The organism is Enemella evansiae (genome assembly GCF_002250705.1).
Taxonomy (GTDB): Bacteria; Actinomycetota; Actinomycetes; order Propionibacteriales; family Propionibacteriaceae; genus Enemella; species Enemella evansiae.
Map to the genome: position 1 here is coordinate 48,887 of NZ_NMVP01000006.1, position 12,932 is coordinate 61,818.

Here is a 12,932-nt window from a genome sequence, read left to right on the forward strand (position 1 = left end):
CATGGGGCAGAAGATCAATCCCAACGGCTTCCGCCTGGGCGTGACCACCGACCACACCACGCGTTGGTTCTCGGACAAGAACTACGCCGAGCTGGTCGGCGAGGACGTCAAGATCCGCGAGTTCCTGACCAAGAACCTGGAGCGCGCCGGCATCTCCTCGGTGGAGATCGAGCGTCGTTCCGAGCGGGTCACGATCTACCTGTACGCCGCCCGCCCGGGCATCGTCATCGGCCGTAACGGCGCCGAGGCGGAGCGCGTCCGCGGCGAGCTGGAGAAGCTCACCGGCAAGCAGATCCAGCTGAACATCCTCGAGGTGAAGAACCCCGAGACCGATGCCCAGCTGGTCGCCCAGGGCGTTGCCGAGCAGCTCGGTCAGCGCGTCGCCTTCCGGCGCGCGATGCGCAAGGCGCAGCAGACCGCGATGCGGTCCGGCGCCAAGGGCATCCGGATCAAGTGCTCGGGTCGTCTCGGCGGCGCCGAGATGAGCCGGTCGGAGTTCTACCGCGAGGGCCAGGTGCCGCTGCACACCCTGCGCGCCGACATCGACTACGGCTTCTACGAGGCCCGCACCACCTTCGGCCGGATCGGTGTGAAGGTGTGGATCTACAAGGGCGACGTGTCCGGCACCCGCGCCGAGCGCGCCGCTCAGAAGGCCGCCCGCAACAGCGCCACCGGCCGGCAGCGTCCGGGCCGTGGCGGCCGCCCGAACCGTGGCGACCGTCCCGAGCGCGGTGGCCGCCGTCGTGACGGCGGTCAGCAGCAGGGTGGTTCGCAGGGAGACAACGCCCCGGCGCAGGCCGAGGCCACCGCTACCGAGACCGCAGGAGCCTGATCATGCTGGTACCTCGTCGAGTGAAGTTCCGCAAGCAGCACCACCCGAAGCGGACCGGGATGGCCAAGGGGGGCACCTCGCTGGCCTTCGGTGACTACGGCATCCAGGCCCTCGAGGCCTCGTACGTGACCAACCGGCAGATCGAGTCGGCGCGTATCGCGATGACCCGTCACATCAAGCGTGGCGGCAAGGTGTGGATCAACATCTACCCCGACCGCCCGCTGACCAAGAAGCCGGCCGAGACCCGGATGGGTTCCGGCAAGGGTTCCCCCGAGTGGTGGGTCGCCAACGTCAAGCCCGGACGCGTGATGTTCGAGCTGTCCGGCGTCCCCGAGGACGTGGCCCGCGAGGCCATGCGCCTGGCCATTCACAAGTTGCCGATGAAGGCGCGCTTCATCAAGCGCGAGGGTGGTGAGAACTGATGGCGAAGACACTTGTTGCCGCCGATCTGCGTGGCCTGAGCCGGGATCAGCTCAACACCAAGGTGACCGAGCTGAAGGAAGAGCTGTTCACGCTGCGTTTCCAGGCGGCCACCGGCCAGCTGGAGTCGCACGGGCGGCTGCGGAGCGTCCGCAAGGACATCGCGCGGATCTACACCGTGCTGCAGGAGCGCAACCTGGGCATCGTCGCCGAGCCGCAGGTCGCGGCCGATGATGCCGAGGCCGAGTCGAGCAAGAAGAAGGCGTGATCATGGCTGAAGAGAACACCACCACGCAGGCGCAGGGCGCCGAGGAGCGGACCGCTCGCAAGGTCCGGACCGGCTACGTCGTCAGCGACAAGATGGACAAGACCATCGTCGTCGCCGTCGAGGACCGGGTGAAGCACCGCCTCTACGGCAAGGTGATGAGCAAGACCACCCGCCTCAAGGCGCACGATGAGAACAACGAGGCCGGCATCGGCGACCGCGTCCGGATCATGGAGACCCGGCCGCTGTCCGCCACCAAGCGCTGGCGTCTGGTCGACATCCGCGAAAAGGCGAAGTGATCGAGCGTTCCTCGTACGCCGGCCGAGCGAGCGAGGAGCGAGTTCCTTCCCACGCTGGCTGAGCGAGCGAGGAACGAGCGAGTCCTTCCCACGCTGGCTGAGCGAGCGAGGAACGAGCGAGTCGAAGCCAAAGGGCCGCATCCCACTCAGGGGTGCGGCCCTTTCGCGCGCCCTGTTGTGCGAGTCGTCACAGGTTGGATTGGCGAAACCGTTGACGACGGGTGCGACGGGCGGATATACCGTCGCGAGATGGAAATGATGACTTTGGGAAACGCCATATCGAGGCGGACATCTCGTTGGCACATGGGAATCGTTCACGGTCCAAACAGCGGATTTTCTGTCACCTACACCGAGCGGGTGGATCCTGCGTCCCTCGATGGACGGCCGGTCGGGGTGATCACCGCATATGAAGTGCACCCTGGGTGCAGGCTGCAGACTGTCCGAGGCGCCTGCCCGTGACCGACACGGATCGCGTAGCTGATGCGTTGAGCACCTATGGCGAAATCGTGACGCGTTTCAGTCGACTGCGGATCGATTCCGCGCGGGCGGTGTCACCAGGCGTTGTGGAGATTGCTGTCACTGTGCCTGACCAACCAGCACTGAGGGTGAAATGGATTCAACATCTCACCACCTCGGCAGACACCGCGATTCCCATCACCACTGCACTGATGAGCGAGGCGCGCGAGACTGGCAGATTTCCCGACAGTGGTCACTGGTCCTACGATAGTTCGACGAATCGCTGGACACCGGTCGACGCTGACCCATTTGGGAGCTGACAGGGTTTCGTCCGATTTGAACTCTGTGTACGCCCGGTGAATTGGACGGGTTCCGCGGGCGCGCTCCGGAGGGTTGTCCGATTCACCGGTTGTGTACGCCGGCCGATCCGGACCGGCCCTCAGTGGGACTCGGGCAGCAGCGCGACATTGCCGCCGGCGTGGCCCTCGCCGACCAGGCGCAGCGCGGCCACCGCGTCGGTCAGCGGATAGCTGCCCGCCATCGGTACCACCAGCTCACCACGGCCGGCCAGCTCGATCAGCTCGGCGCGTACCCCGTCGCGGAACCGGGCACTGTCGGGGTTGTTGCCGGCCAGCGCGTGGAAACCGCCCTGCCTGGCACGCGCCGGGGCGGCGACGGTGACGATCCGGTCCCGCTCGGCGACCAGTGCGAGGGAGGCGTCGACGGCCTCGTCGGTACCGGCGCAGTCGAGTGCCGCGACCACCGGCCCGGGCGCCGTCTCGCGGATCCGCTCCAGCAGGCCGTCGCCGTAGCGCACCGGGATGCCACCGAACCCGCGGACCAGCTCGTCGCTGCGCTCGCCGCAGGTGCCGAGCACGGTGATCCCGCGCAACCGCGCGAGCTGCAGCACGATCGCCCCGACCGCCCCGGAGGCCGCGTGCACCACGATCACCTCACCGGCGCTCGCGTGCACCCGATCCAGCATCTCCGCCGCGGTCGTCCCGGCGAGCAGCAGATTCGCCGCCTGCTCGACCGGCAGCGACGCCGGCCGGGCGAAGACATCCACAGCCGGTGCGGTGATCGCGGTGGCGTACCCGCCGTAGATCCGGAAGGCGAGCACCGGATCGCCGACCGCGCCACCGCCCGAGGCGATCGTCGTGTCCGGCCCGAGCGCCGCGATCCGCCCCGCGACCTCGTAGCCGATCGGGATCGGCAGCTTCGCGGGATCCCCGCCGCGGGTCACGTGTTTGAGATCGGCGGGATTCACCCCGGCCGCCTCGATCGCGATCGTCACCTCACCGGGGCCCGGCTCGCCGAGCTCGGCATCGACGAACGCGAAGTCATCCAGCCCGGAGAATCCCTGCGCCACCCACCGCTTGATCTGCATACCAGCCACGCTAATCCCGATCCGTGGCCGAACCGTCCCTGTCCACCGCGGTGCGCATTCCACGCAGCCCCATCTCCGGTGTTCTTCCGCTACATTGCCCTCGGTAGACGTACGACGGGTCGTGCTCCACGCGGGTGCGGCCCTTTGCATGCCCAGCGCGCGCTGGTGGAACGAGGTTGGACGTGGTCACGCCGGTTGCGGTGGCCGGGGGAGTGCTGGCGACGACGGTGGTACTGGGCGCGGTCATCGCGCAGAGCGGTGAGCGGGGGACCGCGTCGGATGCGCCGGCGCCGAGCCCGTCGGCGACCCGGCCGACGACGACGGTCACGCGGGTGATCGACGGCGACACCATCCAGGTGGACGATGCCGGGACCCCGCGGCGGATCCGGTTGTTGAACGTGGATACCCCGGAGACGGTCGACCCGAACCAAACCGTGCAGTGCGGCGGTCCGGAGGCGACCGAGTGGCTGAAGCGGCGGCTGCCGGCCGGTGCCGAGGTGTCGCTGCAGTACGACGTCGAGCGCACCGATGGCTACGGGCGCACCCTCGCCAAGGTCATCAGTCGGGGCCAGAACGTGAGCGCCGAGATCGCCCGCGAGGGCCTCGGTCTGGCGATGGTGATTGCACCGAATCGGGCCTTCTATCCCGAGGTGCAGGCGGCCGAGCGGCAGGCCCGGGATGGCCGGCGCGGGCTCTTCGCCGCCGACTCCCGCTGCACCGTCGAGGCGCTGGTCGACCAGCAGACCCAGGCGCTCGACTCGGCGACCCAGCCGCCGGCATCGAATGCGGACGTGGCGGACTACGACCGGCAGCTGTTGCTGCTCGCTGCCGAGCTCGATCGCGGCCGGGCGCTGTTGCGGGATCTGGACTTCCCGCCGGACCGTTTTCCCTGGCGGGGCAGGGAATCCTCCGAACTGCGCGGTTTTCGATCGACACTGCAGAGGTCGCAGGATCGCGCGGAGTCGGTGCACCGGACCTGGCAGGCCGAGCGGGCCAGGCTCGCCGAGCGGCCGACCCCGAGCGCGACCCCGGTGCCGAGCTCGACACCGGCGAGTACGCCGAGTCGCGACTCGGGGCGGGAGACGACCAGGCAACCCACGCGTACCACGAGCACCGCCCCGCGGACGACCAAGCCGCCGGAGGTCAGGCCGCCGACGACGAAGGCGCCGGCCACCAGAGCGCCAGCGACCAAGGCACCGACCAGCCGGGCCCCGGAGCCGGTGAAGCCCGCCCCACAGCCCACCTCCAAGTACACCGGGCCTCGCTGTTACGAGCCCGGCGGCAAAGCGTGGCGCCCCTGCTGAGCGCAGGCGCCTCTCCCGAGTGGGCCGCGCCTTCGAAACTTGCGGCTCGATTGCGGGATCGGGCCGGAAGAGCGCTTTCCTGCGATCGAGCCGCGAATTCCGAAGGCGCCTAAGGGCCCGTGGCTTCGACTCGCTCGTACCTCGCTCGCTCAGCCGACGGGGCAGACTGGCTTCGACTCGCTCGTACCTCGCTCGCTCAGCCGACGGGGCAGACTGGCTTCGACTCGCTCGTACCTCGCTCGCTCAACCAGCGTGCGACTCGCTCGCGCGGGCGGCGTACACCACCCAACTTCGCGCCGATTTCGTTCGCTGGGGCCGTTGGGGTACGCTTGCACGGTTGCCCAGGACTGAGCCCTTGGATCAACACCGCCAGCATAGCTGGGCCGGTGCCGTAGGGGACCTTTCCCGAGCAAACGACACATGTCCGTCCCACCAGGCCCTCATGGGTTTGTCGCGCGTGCGCCACAACCGATGCGGGAACCGGTGCGACATACAGGAGAAATAGATGATCCAGCAGGAGTCGCGACTCAAGGTCGCCGACAACACGGGTGCCAAGGAGATCCTCTGCATCCGCGTTCTCGGTGGCTCTGGTCGACGCTACGCCGGCATTGGCGACACCATCGTCGCCACTGTCAAGGACGCCATCCCCGGCGGCAACGTCAAGAAGGGTGATGTGGTCAAGGCGGTCGTCGTCCGGACCGTGAAGGAGCGTCGGCGTGCCGACGGTTCCTACATCAAGTTCGACGAGAACGCCGCCGTCATCCTTCGTACCGACGGTGAGCCCCGCGGTACCCGCATCTTCGGCCCGGTGGGCCGCGAGCTGCGCGAGAAGAAGTTCATGCGCATCGTGTCGCTCGCCCCGGAGGTGATCTGAATGTCCAACACCCTGCATGTGAAGAAGGGTGACCGCGTCAAGGTCATCTCGGGCAAGGACCGTGGCACCGTCGGTGAGATCCTCGCCGTCGACGTCGAGCGCAACCGCGTGATCGTCCAGGGCGTGAACATCGTCAAGCGTCACGTCCGCGAGACCCCCACCGCCACCGGCAAGACCGAGGGCGGCATCATCAGCCGCGAGGCCCCGATCCACGCCTCCAACGTCCAGCTCGTCGTCAAGGACGGCGGCAAGGAAGTTGTCACCCGGGTCGGTTTCAAGCGCGAGGAAGTCACCAAGCGCCGCCCCGACGGTTCCGAGTACAAGGCCTTCCGCAGCGTCCGCATCGCGCGGCGCACGGGGGAGGAGATCTGAGAATGACCGAGACCGCAACCGCTACCCGCGAGATGCCGCGCCTGCAGCAGCGCTACCGCGAAGAGATCAAGCCGGCCCTGCTGGAAGAGTTCAAGTACGCCAACGTGATGCAGGTCCCCGGCCTGGTCAAGATCGTGGTGAACATGGGTGTCGGCGACGCCGCCCGCGACTCCAAGGTGATCGACGGCGCCATCAAGGACCTGACCGCCATCACCGGCCAGAAGCCGTCGGTGACCAAGGCCCGCAAGTCCATCGCGCAGTTCAAGCTGCGTGAGGGCCAGGCCATCGGCTGCCACGTCACCCTCCGCGGTGACCGGATGTGGGAGTTCGCCGACCGGCTGCTCTCCCTGGCGCTGCCCCGGATCCGCGACTTCCGCGGCCTGAACAGCCACCAGTTCGACGGCCAGGGCAACTACACCTTCGGCCTGACCGAGCAGGTCATGTTCCACGAGATCGACCAGGACAAGATCGATCGGGTGCGCGGCATGGACATCACCTTCGTGACCACCGCGACCAACGACGATGAGGGGCGGGCCCTGCTGAAGCAGCTCGGGTTCCCGTTCAACGACAACCCGAAGCCGGCCAAGGCCAAGGCCAAGGGCCCGGCGTACCAGCGCAGGAAGAAGTGAGTGACCCGTGGCCAAGACAGCACTGAAGGTCAAGCAGTCCCGCAAGCCCAAGTTCGGCGTCCGGGCGTACACCCGCTGCCAGCGGTGTGGCCGACCCAAGGCCGTGTTCCGCAAGTTCGGCCTCTGCCGAGTCTGCCTGCGTGAGCTCGCCCACCGCGGCGAACTGCCCGGCGTGACCAAGTCGTCCTGGTGACGGCCCCGACCTATTCCTGATCCACTCGACCCGCAGCAGGTCCCAGCGCGGAAACCGTTGCGAGAAAGAGGCCGCAAGCCATGACCATGACTGATCCCATCGCAGACATGCTGACGCGTCTGCGCAACGCCAACCAGGCGTTCCACGATTCCACCTCGATGCCGCACTCCAAGATCAAGGTGGGCATCGCCGAGATCCTCAAGTCCGAGGGTTACATCTCCGACTTCGAGGTCGCCGAGGCCGCCGAGGACGAGGTGGGCAAGACCCTCAAGATCACCCTGAAGTACGGCCAGAACCGGGAGCGTTCGATCGCCGGTGTGCGCCGTATCAGCAAGCCCGGCCTGCGCGTGTACGCCAAGTCGAACGCCCTGCCCAAGGTCCTCGGTGGCCTGGGCATCGCGATCATCTCGACCTCGCAGGGCCTGCTCACCGACCGTGATGCCAACTCCAGGAGCGTGGGTGGGGAAGTCCTCGCCTACGTCTGGTGAGCGACGAGAGACGAGAGGAGACGACAGATGTCCCGCATTGGCAAGATGCCGATCGCGATCCCGTCCGGTGTCGATGTCACCCTTGACGGTCAGCAGGTCGAGGTGAAGGGGCCCAAGGGCACCCTGAACCACACCGTACCGAGCCCGATCACGATCATCCGCAACGACGAGGGCCAGCTCGAAGTGAGCCGCCCCAACGATGAGCGCGAATCGCGCTCCCTGCATGGCCTGACCCGGACCCTGGTGGCCAACATGGTCACCGGTGTCACCGACGGCTACGAGAAGAAGCTGGAGATCGTCGGTGTCGGTTACCGCGTGATCTCCAAGGGCCCGCAGCAGCTCGAGTTCAACCTCGGGTTCTCCCACCCGGTCGTGGTGAATGCCCCCGAGGGCATCTCCTTCACCGTGGAGGGCCCCACCAAGTTCACCGTGCTCGGCATCAACAAGCAGACGGTGGGCGAGGTCGCGGCCAACATCCGCAAGATCCGCAAGCCGGAGCCGTATAAGGGCAAGGGTGTCCGCTACGCCGGCGAGCACGTACGCCGCAAGGTCGGAAAGGCTGGTAAGTGACCATGGGCATCTCACTGTCCAACAACAAGGGCATGGCGACCAAGGCCGCCTCGCGCGCCCGTCGCCAGGTGCGCGGTCGCAAGAAGGTCTTCGGTGCCGCCGAGCGTCCGCGGCTGGTCGTGTCGCGTTCGGCCAAGCACGTCTTCGCCCAGGTGATCGACGACGACCTGGGCAAGACCCTGGTCTCGGCGTCCACCATGGAGGCCGACCTGCGCGGCGCCTCGGCCGACAAGTCCGAGAAGGCCAAGACCGTCGGCGGTCTGATCGCCGAGCGCGCCAAGGCCGCCGGTATCGAGCGCGTGGTCTTCGACCGCGCTGGCAACAAGTATCACGGTCGCATCGCGGCGCTGGCTGACGGCGCTCGCGAGGGCGGCCTGGACTTCTGAGAACGACGGAAGACAAGGAGAAAGCGATGAGCCAGACTGCTACCCAGTCCTCCCAGCGCGGGGGACAGCGGGGCGAGCGTCGCGGCCGTGACGACCGTCGTGGTGGCCAGCAGCGCGAAGAGAAGAGCATGTACCTGGAGCGCGTGGTCGAGATCAACCGCGTCGCCAAGGTCGTGAAGGGTGGTCGACGCTTCAGCTTCACCGCCCTGGTCGTCGTCGGTGACGGCGACGGCATGGTCGGTGTCGGCTACGGCAAGGCCAAGGAGGTGCCCGCGGCGATCGCCAAGGGTGTCGAGGAGGCCAAGAAGCACTTCTTCACCGTGCCGCGCATCCAGGGCACCATCCCGCACCCGGTCCAGGGTGAGAAGGCGGCCGGCGTGGTCATGCTGCGCCCGGCCTCCCCGGGTACCGGTGTGATCGCCGGCGGCGCCTGCCGTGCGGTGCTCGAGTGCGCCGGCATCCACGACGTGCTGGCCAAGTCCCTGGGCTCGGCCAACGCGATCAACGTGGTGCACGCCACCGTCGCGGCCCTGCAGATGCTCGAGCAGCCGGAGGAGGTGGCTCGGCGGCGCGGTCTGCCCGTCGAGGACGTCGCCCCCGCCGCCCTGCTGAACGCCGCCAAGGCCAAGAGCGACGACACCGCCGAGGGGGGTGCCAACTGATGGCACGTCTCAAGGTGACCCAGATCCGTTCCGAGATCGGCTGCAAGCAGAACCAGCGCGAGACCCTGCGTACCATCGGTCTCAAGCGCATCGGTGACGTGGCCGTCAAGGAGGATCGTCCCGAGATCCGTGGGATGCTCACCACCGTGACCCACCTGATCAGCGTCGAGGAGGTCGACTGACATGGCACTGAAGGTCCATCACCTTCGCCCGGCCCCGGGCGCCAAGACCGCCAAGACCCGCGTGGGTCGTGGCGAGGCGTCCAAGGGCAAGACCGCCGGCCGTGGCACCAAGGGCACCGGCGCGCGCAAGAACACCCCCGAGAACTTCGAGGGTGGTCAGATGCCGCTGCACATGCGGCTGCCGAAGCTGCGTGGCTTCAAGAACCCGTTCCGCGTCGAGTACCAGACGGTCAACGTCTCGAAGATCGCCGACCTGTTCGCCGACGGCGGCAAGGTCGAGGTCGCTGACCTGGTCGCCAAGGGCGCGGTCCGCGCCGGCCACCCGGTCAAGGTGCTCGGCAACGGTGAGATCGGCGTCGCGGTCCAGGTGACCGCCGACAAGTTCTCGGCCAGCGCCAAGGAGAAGATCGAGAAGGCGGGCGGCTCGGCCACCGAGCTCTGAGCCCGACGTCGCGTTCCCTGAGCGAGCGAGGAACGAGCGAGTCGAAGGGTACGCCACAGGGGCGGCTCCGGTTCCACCGGGGCCGCCCCTGTTCAATTGCGGAGCCTCGCGAGCGGCCCCGGCGATCCATCGATCCCTGGGTGCACCCGTCGATTCCTGCAGCATGCACTGGATGGACCCAGGATTCGATGGATCGCGGGTTTCCAACGGGTCTTCGGGCCGCCGCGCAACGTGGCCCGCGACCGCGTCGTGCTCTCGATCGCCGTCATCGCGATCGACGGGGGCGCCGTGCTCGACCGCCGATCGGGGCGAACTTTTCAGATTCTGCGCCTCGGCTTGGTACGCTGCCACGGTTGCCGTCAGGCGATGTGTGCTTCGGCATGCCCCAGTTGTCCACCACAGGAAGAGGGCTCGGTGCTTTCCGCCTTCGCCAACGCGTTCAAGACGCCGGATCTTCGCCGGAAGATGCTGTTCACGCTGATGATCCTGGTCATCTTCCGGATCGGCTCGACGGTCCCGGTGCCGTATGTGAACGTGCAGCAGGTCGACGTCTGCCGCAAGGCCGCCGAGACCGGCGCGCAGGCCGGCCTGTACTCGCTGATCAATCTGTTCTCCGGCGGCGCCCTGTTGCAGCTGGCGATCTTCGCGCTGGGCATCATGCCCTACATCACCGCGAGCATCATCCTGCAGCTGCTCACCGTCGTCGTACCCCGGCTCGAGGCGCTGAAGAAGGAGGGCGCCGCCGGGCAGAACAAGATCACCCAGTACACCCGCTACCTCACCCTGGTGCTCGCGATCCTCAACTCGACCGCGTTCGTCACCCTGGCCGCCAACGACCAGCTGTTCCCGGGCTGCTCCGGCGTGGTACGCCTCAGCGCCGACTTCCGGATGAGCCCGGTCGGTGAGGACTACCTGATCCTGGCGATGATGGTGCTCACCATGACCGCCGGCACCGGCCTGGTGATGTGGCTCGGCGAGCTGATCACCGAGCGCGGCATCGGCAACGGCATGTCCCTGCTGATCTTCACCCAGATCGCCGCCACCTTCCCGACCGCCATGTGGGGCATCAAGCAGGCCAAGGGCTGGGTGCCGTTCATCCTGGTGCTGATCGTCGGCCTGCTGGTGATGGCCGGGGTGATCTTCATGGAGCTCGGCCAGCGCCGGATCCCGGTCCAGTACGCCAAGCGGATGGTCGGCCGCCGGATGTTCGGCGGCACCACCACCTACATCCCGCTGAAGGTGAACCAGGCCGGTGTGATCCCGGTGATCTTCGCCTCCTCGATGCTCTACATCCCGACGCTGTACTCGCAGTTCCGCCCCGAGGACGAGGTGTCCAAGTGGATCGCCGCGAACTTCGTCACCGGTGACCACCCGATCTACATGGCCACCTTCTTCCTGCTGATCGTCGGGTTCACCTACTTCTACGTCGCGATCACCTTCGACCCGGTCGAGGTCGCGGACAACATGAAGAAGTACGGCGGCTTCATCCCCGGCATCCGGGCCGGCAAGCCCACCGAGAAATACCTCGGCTTCGTGCTCTCCCGGCTGACCCTGCCCGGTTCGCTCTATCTGGGTCTGATCTCGCTGCTGCCCTCGATCGCCTTCATCCTCTTCCAGGCCAACCAGAACTTCCCCTTCGGTGGCACCTCACTGCTCATCATCGTCGGCGTCGGTCTGGACACGGTGAAGCAGATCGAGTCCAAGCTCCAGCAACGCAACTACGAAGGGTTCCTCCGTTGAGACTGTTGATCATGGGTCCCCCCGGGGCCGGCAAGGGCACGCAGGCCAAGGGCATCGCCGAGGCGTACCAGATCCCCGCGGTCTCCACCGGTGACATCTTCCGGGCGATCTCCAAGGCCGACGCCGCCACCGCCTCCGAGCTGGCGCTGCAGGTCAAGGAGATCATGACCTCCGGTGGTTACGTCTCCGACGAGATCACCAACCAGATCGTCGCCGAGCGGCTCGGCCAGGCCGATGCCGCCGAGGGCTTCCTGCTGGACGGCTACCCGCGGACCGCCGGTCAGGTGGAGGCGCTCGACGCGATGCTCGCCGCCAACGGCCAGCGCCTCGACGGCGTCATCTCCCTGGAGGCGGACCAGGACGAGCTCGTCGCCCGGTTGCTGAAGCGCGCCGAGGTGGAGGGCCGCGCCGACGACAACGAGGAGACCATCCGCAAGCGCCAGCAGGTGTACGCCGAGCAGACCGCCGACCTGCTGCGGATCTACTCCGATCGCGGACTGCTGGTGGCCGTCGACGGCCTGGGGGAGATCGACGAGGTCTCCGACCGGATCACCGACGCCCTGGACACGCACCTGAACCGCGAGTGATCTTCTCCCGGCCGGGGGTCGAGCTGAAGACCCCCGAACAGCTCAAGCTGATGCGCCGGGCGGGTCTGGTGGTGGCCCGGGCGCTGTCCGCCACGGTCTCCGAGGTGCGCCCGGGCATCACCACCGGTGAACTGGACGCGATCGCCGCCGAGGTGATCGCCTCCGCCGGTGCCACCCCGTCCTTCCTCGACTATGGCGCGGGCGCCGACGGCTCGGGCGGCTTTCCCGGCGTGGTCTGCCTGTCGGTGAACGAGGAGATCGTGCACGGCATCCCCGGCCAGCGGGTGCTCGCCGAGGGTGATCTCATCTCCATCGACTGCGGTGCGATCGTCGACGGCTGGCACGGCGACTCGGCGCGTACCGTCGCGGTCGGTGAGACCTCCGCCGAGTACGCCCGGTTGAGCGAGGTGACCCGCGGGGCGCTCTGGCACGGGATCGCCGCCGCCCGGCTGGGTGGCCGCGTCTCCGACATCTCCGCGGCCATCGAGGACTTCATCGACGAACAGCCGGAGCAGTACGGCATCGTCGCCGAATACGTCGGCCACGGCATCGGCTCGGCCATGCACCAGCCGCCGGACGTGCCGAACTATCGGCACCACGGCCGCAGCCAGCGGATCGTGCCCGGGTTGGCGCTCGCGGTGGAACCGATGCTCACCCTCGGCAGCCCCGACAACGACACCCTCGCCGACGAGTGGACCGTGGTCACCCGCGACCGCAGCGTCGCCGCGCACTGGGAGCACACCATCACCGTCACCAAGGACGGCCTGTGGGTGCTGACCGCCGAGGACGGCGGCGAGTCGATGCTCGCCGAACTCGGCGTCCCCTTCGGGCCCCTTTTCTGAAG

At 67.6% G+C, this 12,932-nt stretch carries 20 protein-coding genes; 19 read left to right on the plus strand and 1 reads right to left on the minus strand.

Annotated elements, in window-relative coordinates:
* The first annotated feature begins 1 nt into the window (after position 1).
* From rpsC to BI335_RS21000, 5 genes are all read left to right on the plus strand, one after another.
* A complete protein-coding gene (gene rpsC / locus BI335_RS06485) occupies positions 2-832 on the plus strand; it encodes a 30S ribosomal protein S3 (protein WP_094429966.1) in 831 nt (276 codons plus the stop codon).
* A gap of 2 nt (positions 833-834) precedes the next feature.
* On the plus strand, positions 835-1,254 hold the full coding sequence (gene rplP / locus BI335_RS06490) for a 50S ribosomal protein L16 (RefSeq protein ID WP_094359722.1): 420 nt from the start codon (positions 835-837) through the stop codon (positions 1,252-1,254).
* Positions 1,254-1,520 carry a 50S ribosomal protein L29 gene (rpmC, locus tag BI335_RS06495; protein ID WP_094359724.1) on the plus strand — a complete coding sequence of 89 codons (267 nt, stop codon included), beginning with the start codon at positions 1,254-1,256 and terminating at the stop codon, positions 1,518-1,520. The genes rplP and rpmC overlap by 1 nt, the downstream gene beginning before the upstream one ends.
* Before the next feature lie 2 nt (positions 1,521-1,522).
* Positions 1,523-1,816 carry a 30S ribosomal protein S17 gene (gene rpsQ / locus BI335_RS06500; RefSeq protein WP_094360095.1) on the plus strand — a complete coding sequence of 98 codons (294 nt, stop codon included), beginning with the start codon at positions 1,523-1,525 and terminating at the stop codon, positions 1,814-1,816.
* Between the two features lie 455 nt (positions 1,817-2,271).
* Positions 2,272-2,592 (plus strand): hypothetical protein, encoded by a 321-nt coding sequence (locus BI335_RS21000; protein ID WP_144009082.1) that lies wholly within the window; start codon positions 2,272-2,274, stop codon positions 2,590-2,592.
* A 119-nt stretch (positions 2,593-2,711) separates the two neighbouring features.
* Here BI335_RS21000 and BI335_RS06505 read toward each other — a convergent pair whose 3' ends face one another.
* The gene (locus tag BI335_RS06505) at positions 2,712-3,659 is read right to left on the minus strand and encodes an NADP-dependent oxidoreductase (RefSeq protein ID WP_094429967.1); all 948 of its coding nucleotides are present in this window, start codon (positions 3,657-3,659) and stop codon (positions 2,712-2,714) included.
* Positions 3,660-3,841: 182 nt separating this feature from the next.
* Here BI335_RS06505 and BI335_RS06510 point away from each other — a divergent pair, with 182 nt between their 5' ends.
* The 14 genes from BI335_RS06510 (at position 3,842) to map (ending at position 12,930) form a co-directional block, all read left to right on the plus strand.
* Positions 3,842-4,963, plus strand: a complete 1,122-nt coding sequence (locus BI335_RS06510; protein WP_172421771.1) for a thermonuclease family protein — start codon at positions 3,842-3,844, stop codon at positions 4,961-4,963.
* Positions 4,964-5,468: 505 nt separating this feature from the next.
* A complete protein-coding gene (gene rplN, locus BI335_RS06515; protein ID WP_094359736.1) occupies positions 5,469-5,837 on the plus strand; it encodes a 50S ribosomal protein L14 in 369 nt (122 codons plus the stop codon).
* Positions 5,838-6,209, plus strand: a complete 372-nt coding sequence (gene rplX / locus BI335_RS06520) for a 50S ribosomal protein L24 (protein WP_094359738.1) — start codon at positions 5,838-5,840, stop codon at positions 6,207-6,209.
* Positions 6,210-6,211: 2 nt separating this feature from the next.
* A complete protein-coding gene (gene rplE, locus BI335_RS06525; protein WP_094359740.1) occupies positions 6,212-6,838 on the plus strand; it encodes a 50S ribosomal protein L5 in 627 nt (208 codons plus the stop codon).
* A gap of 7 nt (positions 6,839-6,845) precedes the next feature.
* Entirely contained in the window at positions 6,846-7,031 is a 186-nt protein-coding gene (locus BI335_RS06530) for a type Z 30S ribosomal protein S14 (protein ID WP_094359742.1), read from the plus strand.
* A gap of 80 nt (positions 7,032-7,111) precedes the next feature.
* Positions 7,112-7,519 (plus strand): 30S ribosomal protein S8, encoded by a 408-nt coding sequence (rpsH, locus tag BI335_RS06535; RefSeq protein ID WP_094359744.1) that lies wholly within the window; start codon positions 7,112-7,114, stop codon positions 7,517-7,519.
* A gap of 27 nt (positions 7,520-7,546) precedes the next feature.
* Entirely contained in the window at positions 7,547-8,089 is a 543-nt protein-coding gene (gene rplF, locus BI335_RS06540) for a 50S ribosomal protein L6 (protein WP_094359745.1), read from the plus strand.
* Positions 8,090-8,091: 2 nt separating this feature from the next.
* A complete protein-coding gene (gene rplR / locus BI335_RS06545; RefSeq protein WP_094429969.1) occupies positions 8,092-8,475 on the plus strand; it encodes a 50S ribosomal protein L18 in 384 nt (127 codons plus the stop codon).
* Between the two features lie 26 nt (positions 8,476-8,501).
* Positions 8,502-9,137 (plus strand): 30S ribosomal protein S5, encoded by a 636-nt coding sequence (rpsE, locus tag BI335_RS06550; protein WP_094429970.1) that lies wholly within the window; start codon positions 8,502-8,504, stop codon positions 9,135-9,137.
* Positions 9,137-9,319, plus strand: a complete 183-nt coding sequence (rpmD, locus tag BI335_RS06555; RefSeq protein WP_094429971.1) for a 50S ribosomal protein L30 — start codon at positions 9,137-9,139, stop codon at positions 9,317-9,319. The genes rpsE and rpmD overlap by 1 nt, the downstream gene beginning before the upstream one ends.
* A gap of 1 nt (position 9,320) precedes the next feature.
* Positions 9,321-9,761 carry a 50S ribosomal protein L15 gene (gene rplO, locus BI335_RS06560; protein ID WP_094359753.1) on the plus strand — a complete coding sequence of 147 codons (441 nt, stop codon included), beginning with the start codon at positions 9,321-9,323 and terminating at the stop codon, positions 9,759-9,761.
* Positions 9,762-10,175: 414 nt separating this feature from the next.
* Entirely contained in the window at positions 10,176-11,501 is a 1,326-nt protein-coding gene (secY, locus tag BI335_RS06565; protein ID WP_094359755.1) for a preprotein translocase subunit SecY, read from the plus strand.
* Positions 11,498-12,088, plus strand: a complete 591-nt coding sequence (locus BI335_RS06570; protein ID WP_208109359.1) for an adenylate kinase — start codon at positions 11,498-11,500, stop codon at positions 12,086-12,088. The genes secY and BI335_RS06570 overlap by 4 nt, the downstream gene beginning before the upstream one ends.
* Positions 12,085-12,930 carry a type I methionyl aminopeptidase gene (map, locus tag BI335_RS06575; RefSeq protein ID WP_094400058.1) on the plus strand — a complete coding sequence of 282 codons (846 nt, stop codon included), beginning with the start codon at positions 12,085-12,087 and terminating at the stop codon, positions 12,928-12,930. The genes BI335_RS06570 and map overlap by 4 nt, the downstream gene beginning before the upstream one ends.
* Positions 12,931-12,932: the final 2 nt, after the last annotated feature.

Coding starts and splice junctions, on each gene's coding strand:
- rpsC (WP_094429966.1), top strand. CDS start 2: ATGGGGCAGAAGATCAATCCCAACGGCTTCCGCCTGGGCGTGACCACC.
- rplP (WP_094359722.1), top strand. CDS start 835: ATGCTGGTACCTCGTCGAGTGAAGTTCCGCAAGCAGCACCACCCGAAG.
- rpmC (WP_094359724.1), top strand. CDS start 1,254: ATGGCGAAGACACTTGTTGCCGCCGATCTGCGTGGCCTGAGCCGGGAT.
- rpsQ (WP_094360095.1), top strand. CDS start 1,523: ATGGCTGAAGAGAACACCACCACGCAGGCGCAGGGCGCCGAGGAGCGG.
- BI335_RS06505 (WP_094429967.1), bottom strand. CDS start 3,659: ATGCAGATCAAGCGGTGGGTGGCGCAGGGATTCTCCGGGCTGGATGAC.
- rplN (WP_094359736.1), top strand. CDS start 5,469: ATGATCCAGCAGGAGTCGCGACTCAAGGTCGCCGACAACACGGGTGCC.
- rplX (WP_094359738.1), top strand. CDS start 5,838: ATGTCCAACACCCTGCATGTGAAGAAGGGTGACCGCGTCAAGGTCATC.
- rplE (WP_094359740.1), top strand. CDS start 6,212: ATGACCGAGACCGCAACCGCTACCCGCGAGATGCCGCGCCTGCAGCAG.
- rpsH (WP_094359744.1), top strand. CDS start 7,112: ATGACCATGACTGATCCCATCGCAGACATGCTGACGCGTCTGCGCAAC.
- rplF (WP_094359745.1), top strand. CDS start 7,547: ATGTCCCGCATTGGCAAGATGCCGATCGCGATCCCGTCCGGTGTCGAT.
- rplR (WP_094429969.1), top strand. CDS start 8,092: ATGGGCATCTCACTGTCCAACAACAAGGGCATGGCGACCAAGGCCGCC.
- rpsE (WP_094429970.1), top strand. CDS start 8,502: ATGAGCCAGACTGCTACCCAGTCCTCCCAGCGCGGGGGACAGCGGGGC.
- rpmD (WP_094429971.1), top strand. CDS start 9,137: ATGGCACGTCTCAAGGTGACCCAGATCCGTTCCGAGATCGGCTGCAAG.
- rplO (WP_094359753.1), top strand. CDS start 9,321: ATGGCACTGAAGGTCCATCACCTTCGCCCGGCCCCGGGCGCCAAGACC.